The sequence below is a fragment of the Streptomyces sp. 3211.6 genome, assembly GCF_003634815.1.
GTDB classification, from domain to species: Bacteria; Actinomycetota; Actinomycetes; order Streptomycetales; family Streptomycetaceae; genus Streptomyces; species Streptomyces katrae_A.
In genome coordinates this window covers 3,041,627-3,062,978 of the sequence record NZ_RBXC01000001.1, presented here as the reverse complement: position 1 = coordinate 3,062,978, position 21,352 = coordinate 3,041,627, and the positions used below count along the sequence as shown (strand labels likewise).

20 protein-coding genes are annotated in these 21,352 nt (G+C 73.9%); 13 read left to right on the top strand and 7 right to left on the bottom strand.

The features are described from left to right. The first annotated feature begins 33 nt into the window (after positions 1-33). Together BX286_RS14010 and BX286_RS14005 are read left to right on the top strand one after the other, a co-directional pair. A complete protein-coding gene (locus BX286_RS14010; protein WP_079427116.1) occupies positions 34-612 on the top strand; it encodes a TetR/AcrR family transcriptional regulator in 579 nt (192 codons plus the stop codon). Between the two features lie 62 nt (positions 613-674). After that, positions 675-1,484 (top strand): phosphatase, encoded by an 810-nt coding sequence (locus tag BX286_RS14005; RefSeq protein WP_398898502.1) that lies wholly within the window; start codon positions 675-677, stop codon positions 1,482-1,484. 9 nt (positions 1,485-1,493) lie between these two features. On the opposite strand, the gene BX286_RS14000 is transcribed toward BX286_RS14005, so the two are convergent. Then, a complete protein-coding gene (locus BX286_RS14000) occupies positions 1,494-2,351 on the bottom strand; it encodes an SDR family NAD(P)-dependent oxidoreductase (protein ID WP_121015061.1) in 858 nt (285 codons plus the stop codon). Between the two features lie 78 nt (positions 2,352-2,429). Between BX286_RS14000 and BX286_RS13995 the strand changes: the two genes are divergently transcribed. Beyond that, a complete protein-coding gene (locus tag BX286_RS13995) occupies positions 2,430-2,891 on the top strand; it encodes a MarR family winged helix-turn-helix transcriptional regulator (RefSeq protein ID WP_079427107.1) in 462 nt (153 codons plus the stop codon). A gap of 38 nt (positions 2,892-2,929) precedes the next feature. After that, complete coding sequence (locus tag BX286_RS13990) at positions 2,930-3,319, top strand: hypothetical protein (protein WP_121015060.1); 390 nt, start codon at positions 2,930-2,932, stop codon at positions 3,317-3,319. Here BX286_RS13990 and BX286_RS13985 read toward each other — a convergent pair. After that, positions 3,276-4,154 (bottom strand): acyl-CoA thioesterase II, encoded by an 879-nt coding sequence (locus BX286_RS13985; RefSeq protein ID WP_079427103.1) that lies wholly within the window; start codon positions 4,152-4,154, stop codon positions 3,276-3,278. The two genes, BX286_RS13990 and BX286_RS13985, sit on opposite strands and share 44 nt — an antisense overlap. Before the next feature lie 6 nt (positions 4,155-4,160). After that, complete coding sequence (locus BX286_RS13980; protein WP_079427101.1) at positions 4,161-5,318, bottom strand: acyl-CoA dehydrogenase family protein; 1,158 nt, start codon at positions 5,316-5,318, stop codon at positions 4,161-4,163. 272 nt (positions 5,319-5,590) lie between these two features. On the opposite strand from BX286_RS13980, the gene BX286_RS13975 reads away from it, so the two are divergent. Further along, the gene (locus BX286_RS13975) at positions 5,591-6,172 is read left to right on the top strand and encodes an RNA polymerase sigma factor (RefSeq protein WP_121015059.1); all 582 of its coding nucleotides are present in this window, start codon (positions 5,591-5,593) and stop codon (positions 6,170-6,172) included. Next, complete coding sequence (locus BX286_RS13970; protein ID WP_121015058.1) at positions 6,153-6,422, top strand: hypothetical protein; 270 nt, start codon at positions 6,153-6,155, stop codon at positions 6,420-6,422. The genes BX286_RS13975 and BX286_RS13970 overlap by 20 nt, the downstream gene beginning before the upstream one ends. A gap of 69 nt (positions 6,423-6,491) precedes the next feature. Here the strand turns inward: BX286_RS13970 and BX286_RS13965 are convergent, their stop codons facing one another. Further along, complete coding sequence (locus BX286_RS13965) at positions 6,492-8,369, bottom strand: PucR family transcriptional regulator (protein ID WP_261993417.1); 1,878 nt, start codon at positions 8,367-8,369, stop codon at positions 6,492-6,494. 116 nt (positions 8,370-8,485) lie between these two features. Between BX286_RS13965 and speB the strand changes: the two genes are divergently transcribed. The 5 genes from speB (at position 8,486) to BX286_RS13940 (ending at position 15,805) form a co-directional block, all read left to right on the top strand. After that, on the top strand, positions 8,486-9,454 hold the full coding sequence (gene speB, locus BX286_RS13960) for an agmatinase (protein WP_045951081.1): 969 nt from the start codon (positions 8,486-8,488) through the stop codon (positions 9,452-9,454). 68 nt (positions 9,455-9,522) lie between these two features. Then, the gene (locus BX286_RS13955) at positions 9,523-11,211 is read left to right on the top strand and encodes a thiamine pyrophosphate-binding protein (protein WP_121015056.1); all 1,689 of its coding nucleotides are present in this window, start codon (positions 9,523-9,525) and stop codon (positions 11,209-11,211) included. A gap of 61 nt (positions 11,212-11,272) precedes the next feature. Next, positions 11,273-11,482 carry a type II toxin-antitoxin system VapB family antitoxin gene (locus tag BX286_RS13950; RefSeq protein WP_079427092.1) on the top strand — a complete coding sequence of 70 codons (210 nt, stop codon included), beginning with the start codon at positions 11,273-11,275 and terminating at the stop codon, positions 11,480-11,482. Continuing rightward, positions 11,479-11,910 (top strand): PIN domain nuclease, encoded by a 432-nt coding sequence (locus tag BX286_RS13945; protein ID WP_121015055.1) that lies wholly within the window; start codon positions 11,479-11,481, stop codon positions 11,908-11,910. The genes BX286_RS13950 and BX286_RS13945 overlap by 4 nt, the downstream gene beginning before the upstream one ends. Before the next feature lie 130 nt (positions 11,911-12,040). After that, a complete protein-coding gene (locus tag BX286_RS13940; protein WP_121015054.1) occupies positions 12,041-15,805 on the top strand; it encodes an ABC transporter ATP-binding protein in 3,765 nt (1,254 codons plus the stop codon). 28 nt (positions 15,806-15,833) lie between these two features. On the opposite strand, the gene BX286_RS13935 is transcribed toward BX286_RS13940, so the two are convergent. Continuing rightward, positions 15,834-16,391, bottom strand: coding sequence for an EF-hand domain-containing protein (locus BX286_RS13935; protein ID WP_079427084.1), 558 nt, complete (start codon positions 16,389-16,391; stop codon positions 15,834-15,836). A 180-nt stretch (positions 16,392-16,571) separates the two neighbouring features. On the opposite strand from BX286_RS13935, the gene BX286_RS13930 reads away from it, so the two are divergent. Together BX286_RS13930 and BX286_RS13925 are read left to right on the top strand one after the other, a co-directional pair. After that, on the top strand, positions 16,572-16,928 hold the full coding sequence (locus tag BX286_RS13930; protein ID WP_237292834.1) for a hypothetical protein: 357 nt from the start codon (positions 16,572-16,574) through the stop codon (positions 16,926-16,928). A gap of 86 nt (positions 16,929-17,014) precedes the next feature. Beyond that, positions 17,015-18,493: a S28 family serine protease gene (locus BX286_RS13925; protein WP_079427078.1), complete on the top strand. Its 1,479-nt coding sequence runs from the start codon at positions 17,015-17,017 to the stop codon at positions 18,491-18,493. Between the two features lie 35 nt (positions 18,494-18,528). Here BX286_RS13925 and BX286_RS13920 read toward each other — a convergent pair whose 3' ends face one another. Together BX286_RS13920 and BX286_RS13915 are read right to left on the bottom strand one after the other, a co-directional pair. Beyond that, the gene (locus BX286_RS13920; protein WP_121017638.1) at positions 18,529-20,292 is read right to left on the bottom strand and encodes a glycoside hydrolase family 3 protein; all 1,764 of its coding nucleotides are present in this window, start codon (positions 20,290-20,292) and stop codon (positions 18,529-18,531) included. 55 nt (positions 20,293-20,347) lie between these two features. Beyond that, a complete protein-coding gene (locus BX286_RS13915; RefSeq protein ID WP_079431727.1) occupies positions 20,348-21,307 on the bottom strand; it encodes a LysR family transcriptional regulator in 960 nt (319 codons plus the stop codon). Between the last annotated feature and the right edge of the window lie 45 nt (positions 21,308-21,352).

Below are 21,352 nucleotides of genomic sequence, written 5' to 3'. Positions count from 1 at the left end.
GAGCGCTAACCGCCCTGTCTAGAATGGATTCCCATGAGCACCAGAGCTGCCACCCCGACCCGCCGCGAGCAGATCCTGCGCGAGGCCGCTCGGCTTTTCGCGGAGCGCGGCTTCCATGGCGTGGGCGTGGACGAGATAGGGGCCGCGGTCGGCATCAGCGGCCCGGGCCTCTACCGGCACTTCGCCGGCAAGGACGCGATGCTCGCCGAGCTGCTGGTCGGGATCAGCGAGCGGCTGCTGACCGGCGGCCGGCGCCGGGTCGAGGAGGCCGCGGCCGACCCGCGGGCGCTGCTCGCCTCCCTGGTCGAGGGGCACATCGACTTCGCGCTGGACGACCGGGCGCTGATCACCCTGCACGACCGGGAGCTCGACCGGCTCAAGGACGAGGACCGCAAGCTCGTGCGGCAGCTCCAGCGCCAGTACGTCGAGTTGTGGGTGGCCGTCGTGCGCGAACTGCACCCCGAGGTCGGGGAGGCGGAGGTACGGGTCGCCGTGCACGCCGTGTTCGGCCTGCTGAACTCCACCCCGCACCTGGGCGCGCCGAGCCGCGAGGCGACGGAGTCGCTGCTGCGCCGGCTCGCGCACGGGGCCTTCGGGGCGTTGTCGGGGTGAAGGGGCTTCCCGGCTTGAAGGCGGCTTGGCGCGGCGGACGGATCCGGCCGGGCGGCGGCAGAATGGACCGCATGCCGAAGCCGACAGAGCCCATAGAGACCCCCAGCCGCGCGCAGCTCATCGACCACCTGGTGCGTACGCGCATCGCGGGACAGGTGGCCACCCCGCGCGAGAACAACCTCTCCCACTACCGCAAGCTCGCCAACGGCGACCGGCACTACTGGCTGGGCCTGGAACTCGGCGACCGCTGGGCGGACGAGCAGGACGTGCTGGCGGTGATGGCGGAGCGCGTCGGCGTCGTCGACGACCCGGCGCACCGGGCCGGGCAGGACACCATCGACCCGGAGCTGACGGTCGCGGGCCTCGACCGGATGGCGGCCCGCCTGCGCAAGGCGGCGCTGGACCGGCAGAGCGTGCTCTTCGCCACCGGCCACCCGGGCGGCCTCCTGGACGTCCACCGCGCCACGGCCGGCGCGCTGCGCGCCGCGGGCTGCGAGATCGTCCGCATCCCGGCGGGGCTCGTCGCCGACGAGGGCTCGGTGTGGCAGTTCGCGGACGTGGCGGTCCTGGAGCGGGGCGCGACCCTGTGGCACACCCACTCCCCGGCCCCGATGGCGGCCGTCCTGGACGGCCTGGCGGCCGAGGGCCGCCCCCTGCCGGACCTGGTCGTCGCCGACCACGGCTGGGCGGGGTGCGCGGCGCAGCGGGGGCTGGACGCCGTGGGCTACGCCGACTCCAACGACCCCGCGCTGTTCCTCGGGGAGGCGGAGGGCACCCTCCAGGTGGCGGTCCCCCTGGACGACCACGTGCGCGATCCGCGTTTCTACGACCCGATGGTGGCGTACCTGCTGTCGGCGGCGGGCCTGCTGTAGCGCGTCCGGCTAGCCGAGCCAGGAGCCCATCTCGGTCTGGACGGCGGAGCCGTCGAGGTCGGCGAGCTTCCTGCCCACGAAGGTGCGCGCCCAGTCGGAGGTCTGGATCCGGAACGGCATGTTCTCGGCGGTCAGGGCCTCGACGACCGGCGCCGCCGCCTGCTCCGGGGTCTGCGCGGTGTCGCTGCCGAAGGACCGCATGGCGTGGTCGATGTAGCCCTGGAGCTGCGGGGCGTACGGGCCCGCCTGGGCGAGCAGGGCCGGGATGTCGAGGCCGACGTTGTTGACGAACTCGCTGGAGACGGCGCCCGGTTCCACGACGGAGACCTGGACCCCCGCGGCCGCGGCGACCGGTGCGAGGGATTCCATGAAGCCCTCGACGGCGAACTTGGCCGCGCAGTAGGACTCGTTGAACGGCTGGCCGACCACGCCGCCGACGCTGGTGACGGTGATCACCCGGCCGCCCGAGGCGCGCAGGTGGGGGAGGGCGGCCCGGGTGAGCTCGACGACGCCGAAGAAGTTGACCTCCATCACGGAGCGCACCTCCGCCATGCCGTGCTGCTCGACGGTGCCGACGAAGCCGGCGCCCGCGTTGTTCACCACGGCGTCGAGGTGGCCGTGTTCGGCGACGACCTCGGCCACGCAGGCGGCGACGGAGTCCGCGTCGGTCACGTCGAGCCGCTTGACCTGGACGAGACCGGTGACGCCGGCTTCGGCGGCGGCCTTGACCAGGGCCTCGGAGCGGGAGGTGTCGCGCATGGTGGCGACGGTGTGCCAGCCGGCCCGTGCCGCCGCCACCGCGGCGGCGAGTCCGATGCCGGATGAGGTGCCGGTGATGAGGACGGTCTTTGCGGACGTGCTGGTCATGGAAGGCTCCCTAGATTTGTGCGTGCACACACACATTAACGATGTGTGCACGTGCACGCAACCCGGTACCCTTTCCCCATGGCGCACGCGAACCTCAACCTGGACGGCCTCACCCCCCGTGACCACGCCTTCTACGGTCTGGTCTGGGCCGGCACCACCCTCACCGCCCGGGTCGACCAGGCGCTCACGCGCCGCCACGACCTGCCGTTGTCGTGGTTCGAGGTGATGCTGTGGCTGAGCGTGCAGCAGGAGCCGGTGGCCCCCTCGGAGCTGGGCGCCAGGACCCTGCTCAGCCGCAGCCAGGTCTCGCGCGTCGCCGACTCGCTCCAGGCCCGCGGGCTCATCGAGCGGATACCCTCCCCGACCGACGCCCGCTCGGTCGGCATCGCCCTCACCGAAGCCGGCCGCCGCACCTACGCCGAGGCCGACGCCACCCGCCGCGAGGCCCTCGCCGAGGTTTTCGACGACCTGCTGGACGACGCCGACATCGCCGCCCTGGAGGCGGTCTGGGCCAAGCTGAAGGCCCGCCCCAAGGGGTAGCGGGGAGGCGCGTGCGGCAGCAGCCGTACGGTGATCACATGATCATCATCGTCGGCCTGATCCTGCTGGTCGTCTTCACCGTGCGGATCCGCTCCGTGCTGCGAGCGACGGGCGTGACCCGCTGGGCGCGGGCGGCCGTCACCCTCTTCCTCGCCACCTGCACCCTCTACGCCTGGGGCCTCTTCCACGCCCTGGGAGGAGGCCTGCGCATGGACAAGACCTGCGAGTTCTTCGAGGGAGCCGTCTACGTGCCGGGGGAGGCCAGGGAATCGCTCCTGCCGCTGTCGAGCACCTGCAACGCCCACCACGACATGGTCCCCGGCTATGTGAACCCCGGCCTGGCCGTGCTCTCCGCCGCGACCCTCGCGGCCGTGGCGGCGGCCGTCATCCTCGCGGTACGCGGACCACGCCCTCCTGGATCACGGTGACGGCCAGCCGGCCGTCCTGGGTCCAGATCCGGGCCTGGCCCAGGCCCCGTCCGCCGTGCGAGGTCGGCGAGTCCTGGTCGTACAGCAGCCACTCGTCCGCCCGCAGCGGCCGGTGGAACCACATCGCGTGGTCCAGCGAGGCCCCGACCACGTCGCCCACCGCCCAGCCGCCGCGCCCGTGCGCCAGCAGTACCGAGTCCAGCAGGGTCATGTCCGAGACGTACGTGGCCAGGCACGTGTGCAGCAGCGGGTCGGCGCTGTCGAGCTTGCCGGCCGTGCGGAACCACACCTGCGAGCGCGGCTCCACCGGCTCGCCGATCGACCCCCACGGCGGCGTCGTCGCGTACCGCAGGTCCACGGCGCCGCGCGCCTCCAGCAGCCGCTCCACCGTGCCCGGGTCCCGGAACAGGTCCCGGTAGGCGGGCAGGGCCTCGGCGGCCGTCGGCAGGGTCTCCGGGTCGGGCGCGTCGGGCATGCGGATCTGGTGGTCCAGCCCCTCCTCGTCCACCTGGAAGGAGGCCGACAGGTGGAAGATCGGCTGCCCGTGCTGCACCGCGACGACCCGCCGCGTGGTGAAGGAGCGCCCGTCGCGGATCCGGTCGACGGTGTACACGATGGGCGCGCCGGGGTCACCGGTGCGCAGGAAGTACGAGTGCAGCGAGTGAGCCGTACGGTCCCCGGGCACGGTGCGGCCGGCCGCGACCAGCGCCTGGGCCGCGACCTGTCCGCCGAAGACGCGCGGGATCAGCGACGGGCGGCTGGTCCCGCGGAAGATGTTCTCCTCGATCTGCTCCAGGTCGAGCAGATCGAGGAGACCGGAGAGCGCTTCGTTCAAGGGGACTTACAGACCCATCGACTTGGCGATGATCGACTTCATGATCTCGCTGGTGCCGCCGTAGATGCGGTTGACGCGGTTGTCCGCGTACAGGCGGGCGATCGGGTACTCGTTCATGTAGCCGTAGCCGCCGTGCAGCTGGAGGCAGCGGTCGATGACGCGGTGCGCGACCTCGGTGCAGAAGAGCTTCGCGGAGGCGGCCTCGGCCGGCGTCAGCTCGCCCGCGTCCAGGGCCTCCAGCGCGCGGTCGGCGACGGCCTGGGCGGCGTCCACCTCGGCCTGGCAGGCGGCCAGCTCGAACTTGGTGTTCTGGAAGTGCGCGACCGGCTTGCCGAAGACCGTGCGGTCCGTGACGTACTGCTGGGCGAACCGGACGGCCGCGGCGGCCTGGGCGTAGGCGCCGAAGGCGATGCCCCAGCGCTCGGAGGCCAGGTTGTGGCCCAGGTAGTAGAACCCCTTGCCCTCCTCGCCGAGCAGGTCCTCGACCGGGACCTTGACGTCGACGAAGGCCAGCTCGGCGGTGTCGGAGGTCTTCAGGCCCAGCTTGTCGAGCTTGCGGCCGATCGAGTAGCCCTCGGACTTGGTGTCCACGGCGAACAGGGAGATGCCGAAGCGGCGGTCGTCCTCGCTCGGGGCGGAGGTACGGGCGCAGACGATCACGCGGTCGGCGTGCACGCCGCCGGTGATGAAGGTCTTGGAGCCGTTGAGGACGTAGTGCGTGCCGTCCTCGGAGAGCTTGGCGGTGGTCTTCATGCCGGCGACGTCGGAGCCGGTGCCCGGCTCGGTCATCGCGAGCGCCCACATCTCCTCACCGGAGACGAACTTCGGCAGGAAGCGCTTCTTCTGCTCGTCGGTGGCGAGCATCTTGATGTAGGGCAGGGCGAGCAGCACGTGCACGCCGGAACCGCCGAAGTTGACGCCCGCGCGGGAGGTCTCCTCGTACAGGACGGCCTCGAACTTGTGGGTGTCCAGGCCCGCGCCGCCGAACTCCTCGGGGACGTTGATGCCGAAGACGCCCAGCTCGCCGAGCTTGTAGTAGAAGTCGCGCGGCGCCTGGCCGGCCTGGAACCACTCGTCGTAGACCGGGACGACCTCGGCCTCGATGAAGGCGCGGAGGGTCTCGCGGAACGCCTCGTGGTCCTCGTTGAACACCGTACGGCGCACGGCCGGCTCCCTTCGTCGCGGCGGTCCGCCGCTTATGTCTAAGCGCTTGCTCATAGCTAAGTTACCGGCGGGTTGTGGATCCTGTCCAGACTCGGCCGTCCGGTGCTGAATCCTTTCCGGTGGCCCGTGCCTCTTATCCCCGTACCGCGACGGACGCGGGTACGGAACGGACCTGGAGGTCGCCATGATCATCGGTATCGCCATCGCCATCGCCGTGGGCGCGGTGCTGCTCTGCACGTGCGTGTTCGTCCTGAAGCGGGGGCGCGGCGCACGTGGCTGACCCGTCCTGGCCCGGCGAACGGCTGATCACCGCGGCCCAGGGCGGTGACCTCGACTCGCTCACCGCCCTGGTCTCGGGCTCGCACCCGAACGTACGGCGCTTCGCCCGCTCCCTGTGCGCGACCCCGGAGGACGCCGAGGACGCGGCGCAGGAGGCCCTGATCATCCTCTACCGCAAGATCGGCATGCTGCGCGCCTCCGGCGCCCTGGCCTCGTGGATGTTCCGCATCGTCCGCAACGAATGCCTGCGGCGCGCCCGTGCCGTCGTCCGCGACCGGGAGCACCCCGCGGCCCCCGACGCGGCCCCCGGCACCGCCGTGGACTCGGCGGAGGACGAGGCGCTGCGCCGCCTGGAGGCGGGCCGGGTGGCGGCGGCCGTCGCGGCCCTGCCGCCCGACCAGCGGCGGGTGCTGATCATGCGGGACGTCCAAGGCCACAGCGGCCGCATGGTCGCCGACGCGCTGGGCCTCAGCACGCCGGCGATGAAGTCCCGCCTCCACCGGGCCCGCGCGGCGGTCCGGCAGACGCTCCTCGACACCGCCCCAGGAGGAAACGATGCCCGCACCGAAGGCTGACGGCCCCGACTTCGCCAGTGCGTCCCTGCCCCGGCATCTGGCGCGCGGCGCGCTGGGCTTCGGCTCGCTGGCCGGCGCCGTCGCACTCCTGCCGTACGCCTGGCCGGTGAGCCTGGCCCTCCTGCCGGCCGGGCTGCTCGCGCTGCGCGGCTGCCCGATGTGCTGGACGGTCGGCCTGGTGCAGACCCTCTCCAGGGGCCGGCTGCGGCGCTCCTGCGAGGGCGGGCGGTGCCGGATCACCCCTGCTTGAGCGCGTCCGCGGAGGCCGCCCGGGGGGCGGGGTCGGCCGAGTCGCCGCGGTACGTGCACCGGGTCGCCGTCAGCCGGGGGGCCCGGAGGGCCGGTCCGGTGCCGGACCGAGCCACCGCAGGGCGAACCACAGCTCCATCCGGGTGTCCGTGTCGTCCAGGTCGGCGTCGCCCAGCAGGGCCGTGCACCGGGCGATCCGCTGGCGGACGGTGTTCCGGTGGACCCCCAGGGCCGCCGCCGTGCGGTCCCAGCTGCCGTGGTGGGACAGCCAGGCGCGCAGGGTCTCCCTGAGGGCGGGGGAGAGGGGCCGCAGCAGCGCTTCGGCGTGGCCGCGGGCTTCCGCTGCGCCGACCAGGCCCGTGACGCCGGGGTCGGTGTGGCGGGCCAGCGGGGTGCGGGAGGCCTCGGCGCGGGCCAGAGCGCGGCGGGCCTGGGCGTCGGCCGTGCGCAGCTCCGCCGGTGCGGCAGGGGCGCTGACCCCGAGCCGCCACCCCGGCTGCGGGCCGGGCTCCCGGTCGGTGATCAGGCGCACGCCGTCCCCGCGCGGGTCCAGCAGCACGGTGCCCAGCGCCGCCGCGAGGGCCCGCGGGTCCCCGCCGCCCCGGGCGTGGACGGCGTACCAGGGGCCCGGGGTGAGGGCGGCGGCCGGGTCGCCGTCCAGCAGGAGACGGGCCAGCGCGGCCGCTTCCGCGCCGGCCGGGCCGCTCGCCGTGAGCAGGGTCAGCAGCACGGCGCCGACCGAGGCGATGGTGTGGTCGCCCGCCGCCCGGCCGGGGGTGGCCAGGGCCAGCACCCGGCCGCCACCGACCGCGTAGGCGGCCAGCTGGGTACCTCCCAGGCTGTCGGTCGCGGTCGCGGCACTCCCCGGCACCACCCGCCGCGCCAGCGCCGCCAGGGCGGCACGCACCTCCTCCCCGGGCTCGGGCCCGGCCGCCGCCCTGGCCGGACGGAACGCGGTGGCCGGCGCGCCACCGTCGGCAGTGGAGCCCGGCCCGACGCCCGCCCCACCGGCAGCACCCGCCCCACCGGCAGCACCCGCCCCGGCGGCCGCGCCCGTGCCCGCCCCGGCTCGCCGGCCCGCCGGCTCGGGCCCGACGCCCGCCCCACCGGCAGCACCCGCCCCGGCGGCCGCGCCCGTGCCCGCCCCGGCTCGCCGGCCCGCCGGCTCGGGCCCGACGCCCGCCCCACCGGCGGCACCGGCCCCGGCGGCCGTGCTCGCACCGGCCCCCGGCCCTGCTCCGGTACCCCGGCGCCGATCCGCTGGCCCGGGGGCAGGGGCCGTGCCGACGGCAGCACCCGCAGGGCCGGAGCCCGGGCCCGCCGGGCCGGGTCGCTCCCCTTCGTCGGCGCCCGCCGCGTCCGGCTCCCACAGCGCCGCCCAGCCCCCCAGGGTCGCCGCCAGGCGGGAGAGGACCGACGGGACCGGGTCCGGGCGGGCGGCGGCCGCCGCCAGGGACTGCTGGGCTTCGGTGACGCGGCGGAGCTCCCGCGTGCGGGCCTCCGCCATCAGCCGCCAGACCGTGCGGGCGACCGCCGTGAAGGGGGTCCCCGGCGGCACCTCCACCAGCGGCAGCCCGTACTCCGCGCACGCCTCCGCCAGACCGGCCGGGACCGTCTCGTGGACCGGCGTCACGCCGAAGCCCAGCCCCGCCACCCCGGCCCGCACCAGCCGTGCGACGTACGCCCCGGCATCCGCGTCCCCCAGCCCGGCCCCGGCCGTCAGCAGCAGCTCGCCGCCCAGCAGGTACGGGGACGGGTCCGCCATCTCGGAGGCGTGCACCCCGTGCACCTCCGCCACCGCCGGCCCGGCGAGGTGCCGCAGCCCGAGCCCCCGCTCCCCGAGCAGCCCCGCCAGCCCCACGGGCGGCGTCATCGGTTCCCCGGCGGGGGCGGACGACGCCGCCCGGGGCCCGGTGCCGGGATGCGGGGGGACCGGGAGGTCGGCCATGGATACTCCGTACATTTCGGCGTGGCCAGATGGATGAAACGTACCCTCCCCACCCCCGCGCGGCACGCTTACGCTCGAAAGACCGCACCAGCAGGACCACCAGAAGGGCACCCCCCATGAGCACCGAGCAGACGCCGCGCGGCCCCGTCGACTCCTCCCGCATCCCGCGCTACGCCGGTCCGGCCACCTTCGCCCGCCTGCCCCGCCTGGACGAGGTCGGCTCCGCCGACGTCGCCGTGGTCGGCGTGCCCTTCGACTCCGGTGTCTCCTACCGCCCCGGCGCCCGCTTCGGCGGCAACGCCATCCGCGAGGCCTCCCGCCTCCTGCGCCCCTACAACCCGGCGCAGGACGCCTCCCCGTTCGCCCTGGCGCAGGTCGCGGACGCCGGCGACATCGCGGTGAACCCCTTCAACATCAACGAGGCCGTCGAGACGGTCGAGGCCGCCGCGGACGAGCTCCTGTCCTCCGGCTCCCGTCTGATGACCCTCGGCGGCGACCACACCATCGCCCTCCCCCTCCTGCGCTCGGTCGCGAAGAAGCACGGCCCGGTCGCCCTGCTGCACTTCGACGCCCACCTGGACACCTGGGACACCTACTTCGGCGCCGAGTACACCCACGGCACCCCGTTCCGCCGCGCCGTCGAGGAGGGCATCCTCGACACCGAGGCGCTGTCCCACGTCGGTACCCGCGGCCCGCTGTACGGCAAGCAGGACCTGGACGACGACGCCAAGATGGGCTTCGGCATCGTGACCTCGGCGGACGTCTACCGCCGCGGTGCCGACGAGATCGCCGACCAGCTGCGCCAGCGCATCGGCGACCGCCCGCTGTACATCTCCATCGACATCGACGTCCTGGACCCGGCCCACGCGCCCGGCACCGGCACGCCGGAGGCGGGCGGCATGACCTCCCGCGAGCTGCTGGAGATCATCCGCGGTCTGTCGTCCTGCAACCTCGTTTCCGCCGACGTGGTCGAGGTCGCCCCGGCGTACGATCACGCCGAGATCACCTCGGTCGCGGCCTCGCACACCGCGTACGAGCTCACCACGATCATGAGCCGCCAGATCGCCGCCTCGAAGGCCAAGTAGCACCCGGCGGGCACGGCGGCCCGGCAGCACAGCGCGGCGGCGCACCGGCACGAAGGGCACGCAAGCACGTGACGCACGACCACGACCTGGTTCTCCGCCCCACCGAGGCCCAGACGGCGGCCGCCCTGGCCCCGCCGCCGGGCCGCACGGGCGGGGACCTGGTCGTGGAGACGCTGCGCGGCCTCGGCGCGACGACCGTCTTCGGTCTGCCGGGGCAGCACGCGCTCGCCCTCTTCGACGCCGTCGGCCGCTCCGACCTGCGCCTGGTCGGTCTGCGCACGGAGAACAACGCCGGCTTCGCCGCCGACGCCTACGGCCGCCTCACGGGCGAGGCGGTCCCGCTCCTGCTCTCCACCGGCCCGGGGGCGCTGATGTCCCTGCCGGCCCTCGCGGAGGCGGCGGCCGCCTCCGCGCCCGTCCTCGCCCTCTCCTCCCAGGTCCCGTCCCCGGGCCTGGGCGGGGGCCGGCGGGGCCACCTGCACGAGCTGCGCGAGCAGTCCGCGTCCTTCCGTGACGTGGTCAAGTCCGTCCACATCGCCCGTACCCCCTCCCAGATCCCCTCCGTCGTCGCCGAGGCCTGGGAGTCGGCCCTGACCGCCCCGCACGGCCCCGTCTGGGTGGAGATCCCCGAGGACGTGCTCCGCGCGGAGACGGTGATCCCGCAGGTCACCGGCATGGACGCGACCCCGCGTGAACTGGCCCCGCGCCCGGAGCTGACCGCACTGGCGGCGCACTGGCTGTCCCGGGCCTCCCGCCCGGTGATCATCGCGGGCGGCGGCGTGGTCCGCGCCGACGCCGCCGGCAAGCTCAGGCAGCTCGCGGAGCGCCTGAACGCGCCCGTGGTCACCACCTTCGGCGGCAAGGGCGCCTTCCCCTGGACGCACCCGCTCTCCCTCCAGTCCTGGCTGGAGGACCGCCACATGACGGACTTCCTGGAGGACGCCGACGTCCTCCTCGTCGTCGGCTCGGGCCTGGGCGAACTCAGCTCCAACTACCACACGTTCTTCCCCACCGGCCGGGTCGTCCAGATCGAGGCCGACCTCGGCAAGCTGGAGTCCAACCACCCGGCCCTGGGCATCCACGCGGACGCCCGCCTGGCCCTCCAGGCCCTCCTGGAGACGGTCGAACCCCGCGAGGACGCCGACGCCCCCGCCCGGGTCCGTGCGGTCCTGGCCGACATCGCTGCCCGCCTCGCCGCCCAGGACCTCACCCTGGAGCAGGAGCTGCTGACCTCGATCCGGTCCGCCCTCCCGGCCCGCTCCCCCTCCTTCTGGGACATGACGATCCTGTCCTACTGGGCCTGGTCGGCCTTCGACGCCAGGCACCCCAACACCATGCACTCCGCCCAGGGCGCCGGCGGCCTCGGCTACGCCTTCCCGGCGGCCCTCGGCGCGGCGGTCGCGGAGCCGGGCACCCCGGTCCTCGCGGTCTCCGGCGACGGCGGCGCGATGTACTCCGTCGCCGACCTCGCCACCGCGAAGCAGTACGACCTCGACGTCACCTGGCTGATCGTGGACGACGGCGGCTACGGCATCCTGCGCGAGTACATGACGGACGCCTTCGACGGCCGCACCACCGCCACCGAACTCACCCGCCCCGACTTCACCGCCCTGGCCGGCTCCTTCGGCATCCCGGCGGCCACCACCACCCCGGCCACCCTCCGCAAGGACCTGGCCGAAGCCCTCGCCACCCCCGGCCCCTCGGTCCTGGTCCTCCCGGCCACCCTGAAGATGTTCGCCCCGACCCACCTGGGCTAGCGGTGGCCCGCTCCGGGCGAGGCGGCATATGCTTCATATGCGCCGAACCCAGGAGGCATATATGTCGAACCTCTACGTCGACGTCGACGACGAAGCCCTGGCCGAGGCCGCGTCGATACTGGGCACCAAGACGAAGAAGGACACGGTCAACGCGGCGCTGCTCGAAGTCGCCAAGAGGCACCGCCGTCTGCGGGCTCTGGAACGGCTCGCCCAGATGGGTGAACGCGGGGACTTCGACCTCCTCCTGGACAAGGAGAACTACCGGCGGTGAGCCCGGTCACCCATCTCATCGACACGTCGGCCGTGGCCCGGATCCTGACCGACCCGGCCGTCCGCAAGCCCCTCAGCCGCCACCTCGTCGAAGGGGTGATCGGCATCTGTGAGGTCACCGAGCTGGAGATCCTCTACTCGGCGCGCTCCCTGGCCGACCGGCTGGACAAGGAAGACCTGCTGACGGAGCTGTTCAACTGGGTCCCCGTCCCCGACGGCGTGTACCAGCGCGCCCGTGCCGTACAGCGGATGCTCACCGACCGGGGCGAGCACCGCAGTGCGGGGCCCGTCGACCTCATGGTGGCGGCCACCGCCGAGCTGGCCGGTCTGACCCTGCTCCACCACGACAAGGACTTCGAGACGATCGCCCGCGTCACGGGCCAGCCGGTGGTCTGGGTGGGGCGCCCGGCAGCACCCGGCACCGCCTAGCCCGTCCGGGCGCTTCCGGAGTGCGCCGGAGGCGCCGTACGCGGATGTTCGAATTGTTGCGGCGGGATGAAATCCGCCGGTCGCAGCGTTGGGGGTCTCGGCAGGACAGGACCTACGGGGAGGCACCCACGTGACGGCGGCGGCTGGCGAGAAACAGGGCTGGGGCAGGCGGCTCGCCGCCTACACCTGGCGGTACAAGCTCAACGTGCTGCTCGCGCTCGGCTCCTCGCTGGCCGGTATGGCCGTCATGGCGCTCGTGCCGCTCGTCACCCGGGTCATCATCGACGACGTCATCGGGGACGAGACCAAGGCGATGGCCCCCTGGGCGGGCCTGCTCGTCGGCGCCGCCCTGCTCGTCTACGTGCTGACCTACATACGCCGGTACTACGGCGGCCGCCTCGCCCTCGACGTGCAGCACGACCTGCGCACCGACATGTACCGGACCATCGCCCGCCTCGACGGGCGGCGCCAGGACGAGCTCTCGACCGGCCAGGTCGTCGGGCGGGCCACCAGCGACCTCCAGCTGATCCAGGGCCTGCTCTTCATGCTGCCCATGACCATCGGCAACTTCCTGCTCTTCGGGATATCCCTGGCCGTGATGGTCTGGCTGTCGCCGCTGCTGACCGTGGTCGCGCTGCTGATGGCCCCCGCTCTGTGGTTCATCGCCAAGCGCAGCCGCAAGAAGCTCTTCCCCGCCACCTGGTACGCGCAGAGCCAGGCCGCCGCCGTCGCCACCGTCGTCGACGGGGCCGTGACCGGGGTCCGCGTGGTCAAGGGCTTCGGGCAGGAGGAGCAGGAGACCGGCAAGCTCCGCGAGGCCGGCCGCAGGCTGTTCGGCGGGCGGATGCGTGCCATCCGGATGAACTCCCGCTACACCCCCGCCCTCCAGGCCGTTCCCGCGCTCGGCCAGGTCGCCATGCTGGCCCTCGGCGGCTGGCTGGCCACCCGGGGGCACATCACCCTCGGTACCTTCGTCGCCTTCTCCACCTACCTCGCCCAGCTGGTGGGCCCCGTCCGCATGCTCGCCATGGTGCTGACCGTCGGCCAGCAGGCCCGGGCGGGCGTCGAGCGGGTCTTCGAGCTCATCGACACCGAGCCGGTGATCGAGGAGGGGACGCGGGAGCTGCCGGCCGACGCGCCCGCCACCGTCGCGTTCGAGGACGTCCGCTTCGGCTACGACCCCGAGCGGCCCGTGCTCGACGGGTTCTCGCTCACCGTCGCCGAGGGCGAGACCGTCGCCGTGGTCGGCGCCTCGGGCTCCGGCAAGTCCACCGTCTCCTTGCTCCTGCCGCGCTTCTACGACGCCGACCACGGCACCGTGCGCGTCGGCGGCCACGACGTGCGCGAGCTGACGTACGACTCGCTGCGCGCCGCCATCGGCCTGGTGCCCGAGGACTCGTTCCTCTTCTCCGACACCATCCGCGCCAACCTCGCCTACGGCCGCCCCGAGGCCACCGACGAGGAGATCCGCGCCGCCGCCCGCGCGGCCCAAGCGGAATCGTTCATTCAAGCCCTCCCCGCGGGCTACGACACCAAGGTCGGCGAACAGGGCCTGACCCTCTCCGGCGGCCAGCGCCAGCGGATCGCGCTCGCCCGCGCCCTCCTCACCGACCCCCGGCTCCTCCTCCTCGACGACGCCACCTCCGCCGTCGACGCCCGCGTCGAGCACGAGATCCACGAGGCCCTGCGCGCCGTCATGGCCGGCCGCACCACCCTCCTGATCGCCCACCGCCGCTCCACCCTCGCCCTCGCCGACCGGATCGCCGTCCTGGACGCCGGCCGGCTCGCCGACATCGGCACGCACGAGGAACTGGAACGCCGCTGCGCCCTCTACCGCCGCCTGCTGACCGACCCCGAGGCCCTGGGCGCCGGCTCCCCGCGCACCCCCGACGCGCTCTCCATGACCGAGTTCGAGCGCGACCTGGAGCGGGACATCGAGCTGGAGGCCGAGATCGACTCCGAGCCGGTCAACGCCAAGCGGCGCGTGGCCGACGGGGTCACCCCCGAGCTGTGGCGGCGCCAGGACAAGGCCGAAGAGCTCGCGCCGGGCGCCACCCCCGAACTGCTCGCGCAGGTCGCAGCCCTCCCGCCGGCCGACGACCGGCCCGAGGTGGACGAGGAACGGGCCGCGGCCGCCGAGGACAGCTACGGCCTGCGCCGGCTGCTGCACGGCTTCTGGGCCCCCCTCGCCATCAGCCTCGGCCTGGTCGCCCTCGACGCCGGGGCCGGACTCCTGCTGCCGGTGCTGATCCGGCACGGCATCGACCAGGGCGTGGAGAAGGCCGCCCTCGGAGCGGTCTGGGCGGCCGCGGGCCTCGCCCTGGCCGTCGTGATCGCCCAGTGGGCCGCGCAGTTCGCCGAGACCCGGATGACCGGGCGCACCGGCGAGCGCGTGCTCTACGCCCTGCGCGTCAAGATCTTCGCCCAGCTCCAGCGCCTCGGCCTGGACTACTACGAGCGTGAGCTCACCGGCAAGATCATGACCCGGATGACCACCGACGTGGACTCCCTCTCCAGCTTCCTGCAGACCGGCCTGGTCACCGCCGTCGTCTCCGTCCTGACCTTCTTCGGCATCCTGATCGCCCTGCTCGTCCTCGACCTCGAACTCGCGCTGATCGTCTTCGCGACCCTGCCCGTACTGGTCCTCGCCACGGTCGTCTTCCGCCGCAAGTCGGTCGCCGCGTACGAGCTCGCCCGCGACCGGGTCAGCCTGGTCAACGCCGACCTCCAGGAGTCCGTCGCCGGGCTGCGCCTGGTCCAGGCCTTCCGCCGCCAGCACTCCGGCGCCACCCGCTTCGCCGAGCGCAGCGACTCCTACCGCCAGGCGCGGGTGCGCGGCCAGTGGCTGATATCCGTCTACTTCCCCTTCGTCCAGCTGCTGTCCTCGGGCGCGGCGGCGGCCGTGCTGATCGTCGGCGCGGGGCGGGTGGAGGCGGCCACCCTCACCACCGGCGCGCTGGTGGCGTACCTGCTGTACATCGACCTGTTCTTCGCCCCGGTCCAGCAGCTCTCCCAGGTCTTCGACGGCTACCAGCAGGCCACCGTCTCCCTCGGCCGCATCCAGGACCTGCTGCGCGAGCCCACCACCACCCCGCCCCCGGCCGCGCCCCGCGAGGTCGCCTCCCTGAGCGGCGAGATCGCCTTCGAGGACGTGCGCTTCGCGTACGCCACCGCCGAGGAGCGCGGCGAGCAGGGCGAGGCGCTGGGCGGCATCACCCTGCGGATACCCGCCGGGCAGACCGTCGCCTTCGTCGGCGAGACCGGCGCCGGGAAGTCCACGCTGGTCAAGATGGTGGCCCGGTTCTACGACCCGACCTCCGGCCGGGTCACCGCCGACGGCACCGACCTGCGGGAGCTGGACCTGACGGGGTACCGCCAGAGGCTGGGGGTCGTCCCCCAGGAGTCGTACCTCTTCCCGGGGACGGTCCGCGACGCCATCGCCTACGGGCGGCCGGAGGCGTCCGACGCCGAGGTGGAGGCGGCCGCCCGCGCGGTCGGCGCCCACGACATGATCGCCACCCTCGACGGCGGCTACCTGCACATCGTCAGCGAGCGCGGCCGCAATCTCTCCGCGGGCCAGCGCCAGCTGATCGCCCTGGCCCGTGCCGAACTGGTCGACCCGGACGTGCTGCTGCTCGACGAGGCCACGGCGGCCCTGGACCTGGCCACCGAGGCCCAGGTCAACCAGGCCACCGACCGGCTGGCGGGCAAGCGCACCACCCTGGTGGTGGCCCACCGGCTGACCACCGCGGCCCGGGCCGACCGGGTGGTGGTCATGGAGCGCGGCCGGGTCGTCGAGGACGGCAGCCACGCCGAACTGCTGGCCCGGGGCGGCCGCTACGCCCTGCTGTGGCGGACCTTCGCCGGGGAGGACGAGCCGGCCGCCGCCGCGTAGCGGACCCGTCAGGAGGCCGCCCCGGGTGTCAGAGCTCGCCGAAGAGCAGGTTGCCCGGGGCGTCCTCGTCCTCACCGGTGTAGTACTCGCGTACCGCGTCGAGGAGTTCGTCCACCGACAGGTAGCCGTCGTGGTTCTTGTCGATCCGCTCGAAGAGGGCGTCCGCGGCGGCGGGCTCCAGCCTGGTGTCGAAGGCCAGCTGCGCCTTGTGGAACTCCTCCGGGCTGATGTGCCCGTCCCCGTTGGTGTCGACGACCGTGAGCATCGCCTTCATCATCGGCCGGAAGGACTTCTCGTAGGCCGGGCCGCCGTCCTTGTAGAGGCGGGTCATCCCGTCCCGGTACTGCTGCGGCGTCAGCTTCTGGTCCTGGCCCACGCCCAGCTCGTTGAAGAGGTCCACCCAGAAGTCGGTGAGCCCGCGGAACACCTCGGCCGCCTTGGGTGAGTCGGCGGGCTCGGCCAGCGCCGTCAGCAGCCGGGAGCCGAGGGCGATCATGTCCTTCTCGTCGATCACGCCGTTGTCGTCCGCGTCCAGGTGCGCGAACGCACGCTCCAGCTTCCGGTCGAGCAGGTCGGTGGTCGTCATGGGAGGACGCCTTTCGTGACTACGGTGAGCATGCGGTCGATCGCCCAGGGTAGTGCAACCTTCCGGTGGTCCGGCGCGTCGTACGTACGTCAGTACGTGTTACGTACGACCGATCGGGGGGTCAGGGTGTCTCAGGGGTGGACAGCGCGGAAGGCGCGGCGGCGGGGGGTCTCCCTCGGGGTGGTCGGGGCCGCACTGTGGCTGGCCGCGGGCGGGGTGTTCGCCGCCGCGCCGCAGGCGGCGGCCGCCACCGGCGGCTGCCCGGGCGAACTGGTCCGGACGCTGCCGCTGCCGGACGCCGAGGTGCGCGTGTACAAGAGCCGGACGCAGGTCTGCGCGGTCAACGTCGCCCTGCACCCCGGGGCACGCCGCCACCTCGCGGTCAGCGTTCAGCCGCGCGGTGGGGTTCCCGTGGGCGATGCGGGGCAATTCACCCGCTACGCGGGCCCCGTCACCGTCGCCGCGATCAACCGGTGTGTGTACGTAAAGGGCGGTGTCGCGGCCGGATCCGTGGAGTCCGGCTGGATCCTGTGCTGAAGCAGCGGCCCAACCGGTACTGTTCACGGGCGTGTTGACCCCGCTAGGTTCACGGCGACCACCAGTGGACCGAATGGGGAGAGTGCATGCGCAAGACGCTTGGCCGGCTGCTGCCGCTCGCGGTGCTCATCGGCACCTTCGGCTCGGCCGGCCTGACGGCTCAGGCGGCCACCGCCGCCGAGCCGGCCGCCGCCGCGCCGACCACCGCAGGGCAGGGCGCCACCGCGGACATCAAGGACCGGATCCTCGCCATCCCGGGCATGAGCCTGATCGAGGAGAAGCCGTACCCCGGCTACCGGTTCTTCGTGCTGAACTACGAGCAGCCGATCGACCACCGGCAGCCGTGGAAGGGCACCTTCAAGCAGCGGATCACCCTGCTGCACAAGGACGAGTCACGGCCGACCGTGTTCTACACCTCCGGCTACAACGTCAACACCAACCCGCGCCGGGCCGAGCCGACGACCATAGTCGACGGCAACCAGGTGTCCATGGAGTATCGATTCTTCAACCCGTCCCGCCCCGACCCGGCGGACTGGTCGAAGCTCGACATCTGGCAGGCCGCCAGCGACCAGCACCGCATCTACACCGCCCTGAAGAAGATCTACTCCAAGAACTGGCTCGCCACCGGCGCCAGCAAGGGCGGGATGACGGCGACGTACTTCGAGCGGTTCTACCCGCGCGACATGGACGGCGTGGTCGCCTACGTCGCGCCGAACGACGTCGTCAACAAGGAGGACTCGGCCTACGACCGGTTCTTCACCAAGGTCGGCACCAAGGAGTGCCGCGACAAGCTGGCCGCCGTCCAGCGCGAGGCCCTGGTCCGCCGGGAGCCGCTGGAGGCCAAGTACAAGGAGGCCGCCGCGGCGAGCGGCTGGACCTTCAACACCGTCGGCAGCCTGGACAAGGCCTTCGAGGCCGTCGTCCTCGACTACACCTGGGCCTTCTGGCAGTACAGCCTGCTCTCCGACTGCGGGACCGTCCCCGACGCCAAGACCGCGACGGACCAGCAGATCTGGGACAGCGTCGACACCATCTCGGGCTTCTCGGCCTACACCGACCAGGGCCTGGAGACGTTCACCCCGTACTACTACCAGGCCGGCACCCAGCTCGGCTCGCCCGACATCAAGCAGCCCTGGCTGGGGAACCTGAGCCGCTACGGCTACCAGCCGCCGCGCGACTTCGTCCCGCGCGACATCCCCATGACCTTCCGGCCGGGGGCCATGGCGGACGTGGACAACTGGGTGAAGAACAACGCCCACCAGATGCTGTTCGTGTACGGGCAGAACGACCCGTGGGGCGCCGAGCCCTTCCACATCGGCTACGGGGCCACCGACAGCTACGTGATGATCGCACCGGGCGCCAACCACGGGGCCAACGTCGCCAAGCTCCAGGACGGCGAGAGGGCCCTGGCCACCGCACGGATCCAGCAGTGGGCCGGAGTGGCCCCCGCCGCGGGCGCCTCCGGCACGGCCACGGCCAAGGCCGCCGCGCAGGCGGCCCCCCTGGCCGCCCCGGACCCGGAGCTCGACCGGACCGACCTGCGCCACGACTCGCTGCGGCCGTAGCGCGGCGGTCCCACCGGGCCGCGGGCCGGGGTGCCTCAGTACCCCAGCCCGTGGCCCAGCGGATAGCGGCCCGGAACCGGGACGGGCAGGCGGCCGGCCGGCCGCCGCGCCCCCGTCAGCACCCGGGCCGCCGCCCGCACCTCCACGTCCGTCCACGTGTAGGTGGCCACCTCGGCCGCGCACGCGGGCAGCCGGGCCGGGTCGTACGGATTGCGGACCGCCACCAGCACCACCGGGACGCCCGTCGCGACCAGGTCCGCCACCAGCGTCCGTTGCGGACTCTCCCCCTCCGGGACGTTGTACGTGCACACCACCACCGCCGCGTGGCCCGGCGCGGCCGCCACCGCCCGCTCCGCGGGCAGGGACTGCGCCCGGCAGCCCAGGGCCGTCAGCTCCCGCGCCAGGACCTCGGTGGGGGGTCCCGTCGTACCCGTGGGGGAGGCCGGGTCGGCGCCCGTCACCAGCAGCCGGGGTCCGGACGCCGCGTCCAGGGGGAGCAGCCCGCGCGGATTGGCCAGCAGGGTGGTCGTACCGGCGGCGATCGCGTCGGCCGCCTCCAGGTGCTCCCCGGTGCCCACCACCGCGTCCACCCGGCCCTCGTCGGCGTACGGGTCCTCGAACAGCCCCCGGCGCGCCTTGACCTCCAGGATCCGCAGCACCGACTCCTCGATCCGCGCCCGCGTCAGCTCGCCCGACCCGACCGCCGCCAGCACGCTGCGGTACGCCAGCCCCAGGTCGGGCGCGTTCAGCAGCTGGTCGCAGCCCGCCTTGAGGGCCAGCACCGGCACCCGGTCGTCCCCGTACTTCTGGCGGACCCCGGCCATGTCGAGCGCGTCGGTCACCACCACCCCGCGGAACCCCAGGCGTTCGCGCAGGATGCCGGTCACGATCGGCCGCGAGAGGGTCGCCGGGTCCCCCGAGGGATCGAGCGCGGGGAAGACGATGTGCGCCGTCATCACCACGTCCGCGCCCGCCTCCACCGCCGCCCGGAAGGGGGGTTCGTCCAGCTCCTCCCACTGGGCGCGGCTGTGCCGCATCACCGGCAGCCCGACGTGGCTGTCGGTCTCGGTGTCCCCGTGGCCCGGGAAGTGCTTCGCCGTCGCGGCCACCCCCGCCGCCTGGTACCCGCGCACCTGGGCGGCCGTCAGCTCCGCCACCGCTTCCGGGTCGGAGCCGAAGGAGCGGACGCCGATCACCGGGTTGGCCGGGTTCACGTTCACGTCGGCCACCGGGGCGTAGTCCTGCCGGATGCCCAGCGCGGCCAGCTCCGTCCCCGCCAGCCGGGCCGCCCGGCGGGCGTCGGCGGGGGAGCCGCCCGCGCCGAGCGCCATCGCGCCCGGCAGCAGGGTCGCCGGCCGGCCGATCCGGGCGACGGCCCCGTGCTCCTGGTCGACGGAGAGCAGCAGCGGGATCCCGGCGCCGGAGCCGGCCGCGGCCCGCTGGAGGCCGTTGGAGAGGGCGGCGATCTGCTGCGGGGAGCGGGTGTTGTGCGCCCAGGCGAAGTAGACGATCCCGCCGAGGTGGTAGCGGGCCACCAGTTCGGCGGCGGTGCGCACCCCGAACTGGGCCCGGTTCAGGTCCGCGTCGGCCGGGTCGGGGTCGGTCGCCGAGTGCCCGTACGCACGGGACACGAACAGCTGGCCCACCAGCTCGGGCAGCTCCATGGAGGCCGTCAGGGCGCGCAGCCGCTCCCGGTCCGGGCGGCGGCCCGGCGGAGCCCCGGGGGGACGTGGGTCGTCAGGCGTGCGGCGGGGGCCCACGGTGGAGGAGGCGGCGCCGGTGGCCGTGGCGGCGGCCATGGCCGCGGCGGCGAGCAGGGCCCGGCGGGAGGCGTGGTACGGCACCCCCGGGACCCTACTCCCGGTCCGCGCCCCGCGTCCCCGGGACACCCTCGGCGTCCCCCGGAAGCAGGCCGGACACGGCCGGCCAGTGCTCCTGGAGGGTGCGGACGGTCTCGGTGATCGCCGGCCGGCGGGACGCGCCCGTCCGCCACAGGGCGTACAGCCGGCGCACCGGGACCGGCTCCAGGGGGACGGCCACCGCGCCCGGCGGCAGCGGCCCGGTGCCCAGCCGGGGCACCACGGCGATCCCGAGCCCGGCGGCGACCAGGGCGACGATGGTGTGGTTCTCCTCGGCCATGTGCGCGACGTCCGGCTCGAACCCGGCCGTGCGCAGGGTCCGCACCAGCCAGTCGTGGCAGACCCGGCCGGGCGGCTGGCACACCCACCGCTGCCCGCCGAGGTCCGCCCGCCGGACCAGCCGCCGGGCGGTGAAGGGGTGCCCGGCCGGCACCACCAGGTCGCAGCGGTCGTCGCCGATCAGTGCCTGCTCCACGCCCTCGGGGGCGGGCAGCGGGGCGATGTCCCAGTCGTGGGCCACCGCCAGATCGGTGACGCCCCGGGCCACCAGGTCCACCGAGAGGTGGGGGTCCACCTCCGTCAGGCGTACGTCCAGCGCCGGATGGCGGCCGGCCAGGTCCGCCAGGACGCCCGGGAGCAGTCCGCGCGCCGCGGAGGCGAAGGCGGCCACCGTCAGCAGCCCGCTGGGGCGGCCGCGCCGTTCCTCCAGGGTGGTCTCGGCCCGCTCGACGATCGCCAGCAACTCCTGGGCGGTCTCGGCCAGGTGGCGGGCCTCCTCGGTGAGGGCGACCCCGCGTCCGCGCCGCTCCAGGAGGGTGGTGCGGGTCTCCCGTTCGAGTTTGCCGATCTGCTGGGAGACGGCGGAGGGGGTGTAGCCCAGGGCGGCGGCCGCGGCAGCCACGGAGCCGTGGACGGAGACGGCGTGCAGGGCGCGCAGCCGGGGCAGGTCGAGCATCCGGCCATCGTAGGGGGTGTGGGCGGGCAATCGTAAGGAATCCTT

Coding starts and splice junctions, on each gene's coding strand:
- BX286_RS14010 (WP_079427116.1), top strand. CDS start 34: ATGAGCACCAGAGCTGCCACCCCGACCCGCCGCGAGCAGATCCTGCGC.
- BX286_RS14005 (WP_398898502.1), top strand. CDS start 675: ATGGACCGCATGCCGAAGCCGACAGAGCCCATAGAGACCCCCAGCCGC.
- BX286_RS14000 (WP_121015061.1), bottom strand. CDS start 2,351: ATGACCAGCACGTCCGCAAAGACCGTCCTCATCACCGGCACCTCATCC.
- BX286_RS13995 (WP_079427107.1), top strand. CDS start 2,430: ATGGCGCACGCGAACCTCAACCTGGACGGCCTCACCCCCCGTGACCAC.
- BX286_RS13990 (WP_121015060.1), top strand. CDS start 2,930: ATGATCATCATCGTCGGCCTGATCCTGCTGGTCGTCTTCACCGTGCGG.
- BX286_RS13970 (WP_121015058.1), top strand. CDS start 6,153: ATGCCCGCACCGAAGGCTGACGGCCCCGACTTCGCCAGTGCGTCCCTG.
- BX286_RS13965 (WP_261993417.1), bottom strand. CDS start 8,369: ATGGCCGACCTCCCGGTCCCCCCGCATCCCGGCACCGGGCCCCGGGCG.
- speB (WP_045951081.1), top strand. CDS start 8,486: ATGAGCACCGAGCAGACGCCGCGCGGCCCCGTCGACTCCTCCCGCATC.
- BX286_RS13950 (WP_079427092.1), top strand. CDS start 11,273: ATGTCGAACCTCTACGTCGACGTCGACGACGAAGCCCTGGCCGAGGCC.
- BX286_RS13935 (WP_079427084.1), bottom strand. CDS start 16,391: ATGACGACCACCGACCTGCTCGACCGGAAGCTGGAGCGTGCGTTCGCG.
- BX286_RS13925 (WP_079427078.1), top strand. CDS start 17,015: ATGCGCAAGACGCTTGGCCGGCTGCTGCCGCTCGCGGTGCTCATCGGC.
- BX286_RS13920 (WP_121017638.1), bottom strand. CDS start 20,292: ATGGCCGCCGCCACGGCCACCGGCGCCGCCTCCTCCACCGTGGGCCCC.
- BX286_RS13915 (WP_079431727.1), bottom strand. CDS start 21,307: ATGCTCGACCTGCCCCGGCTGCGCGCCCTGCACGCCGTCTCCGTCCAC.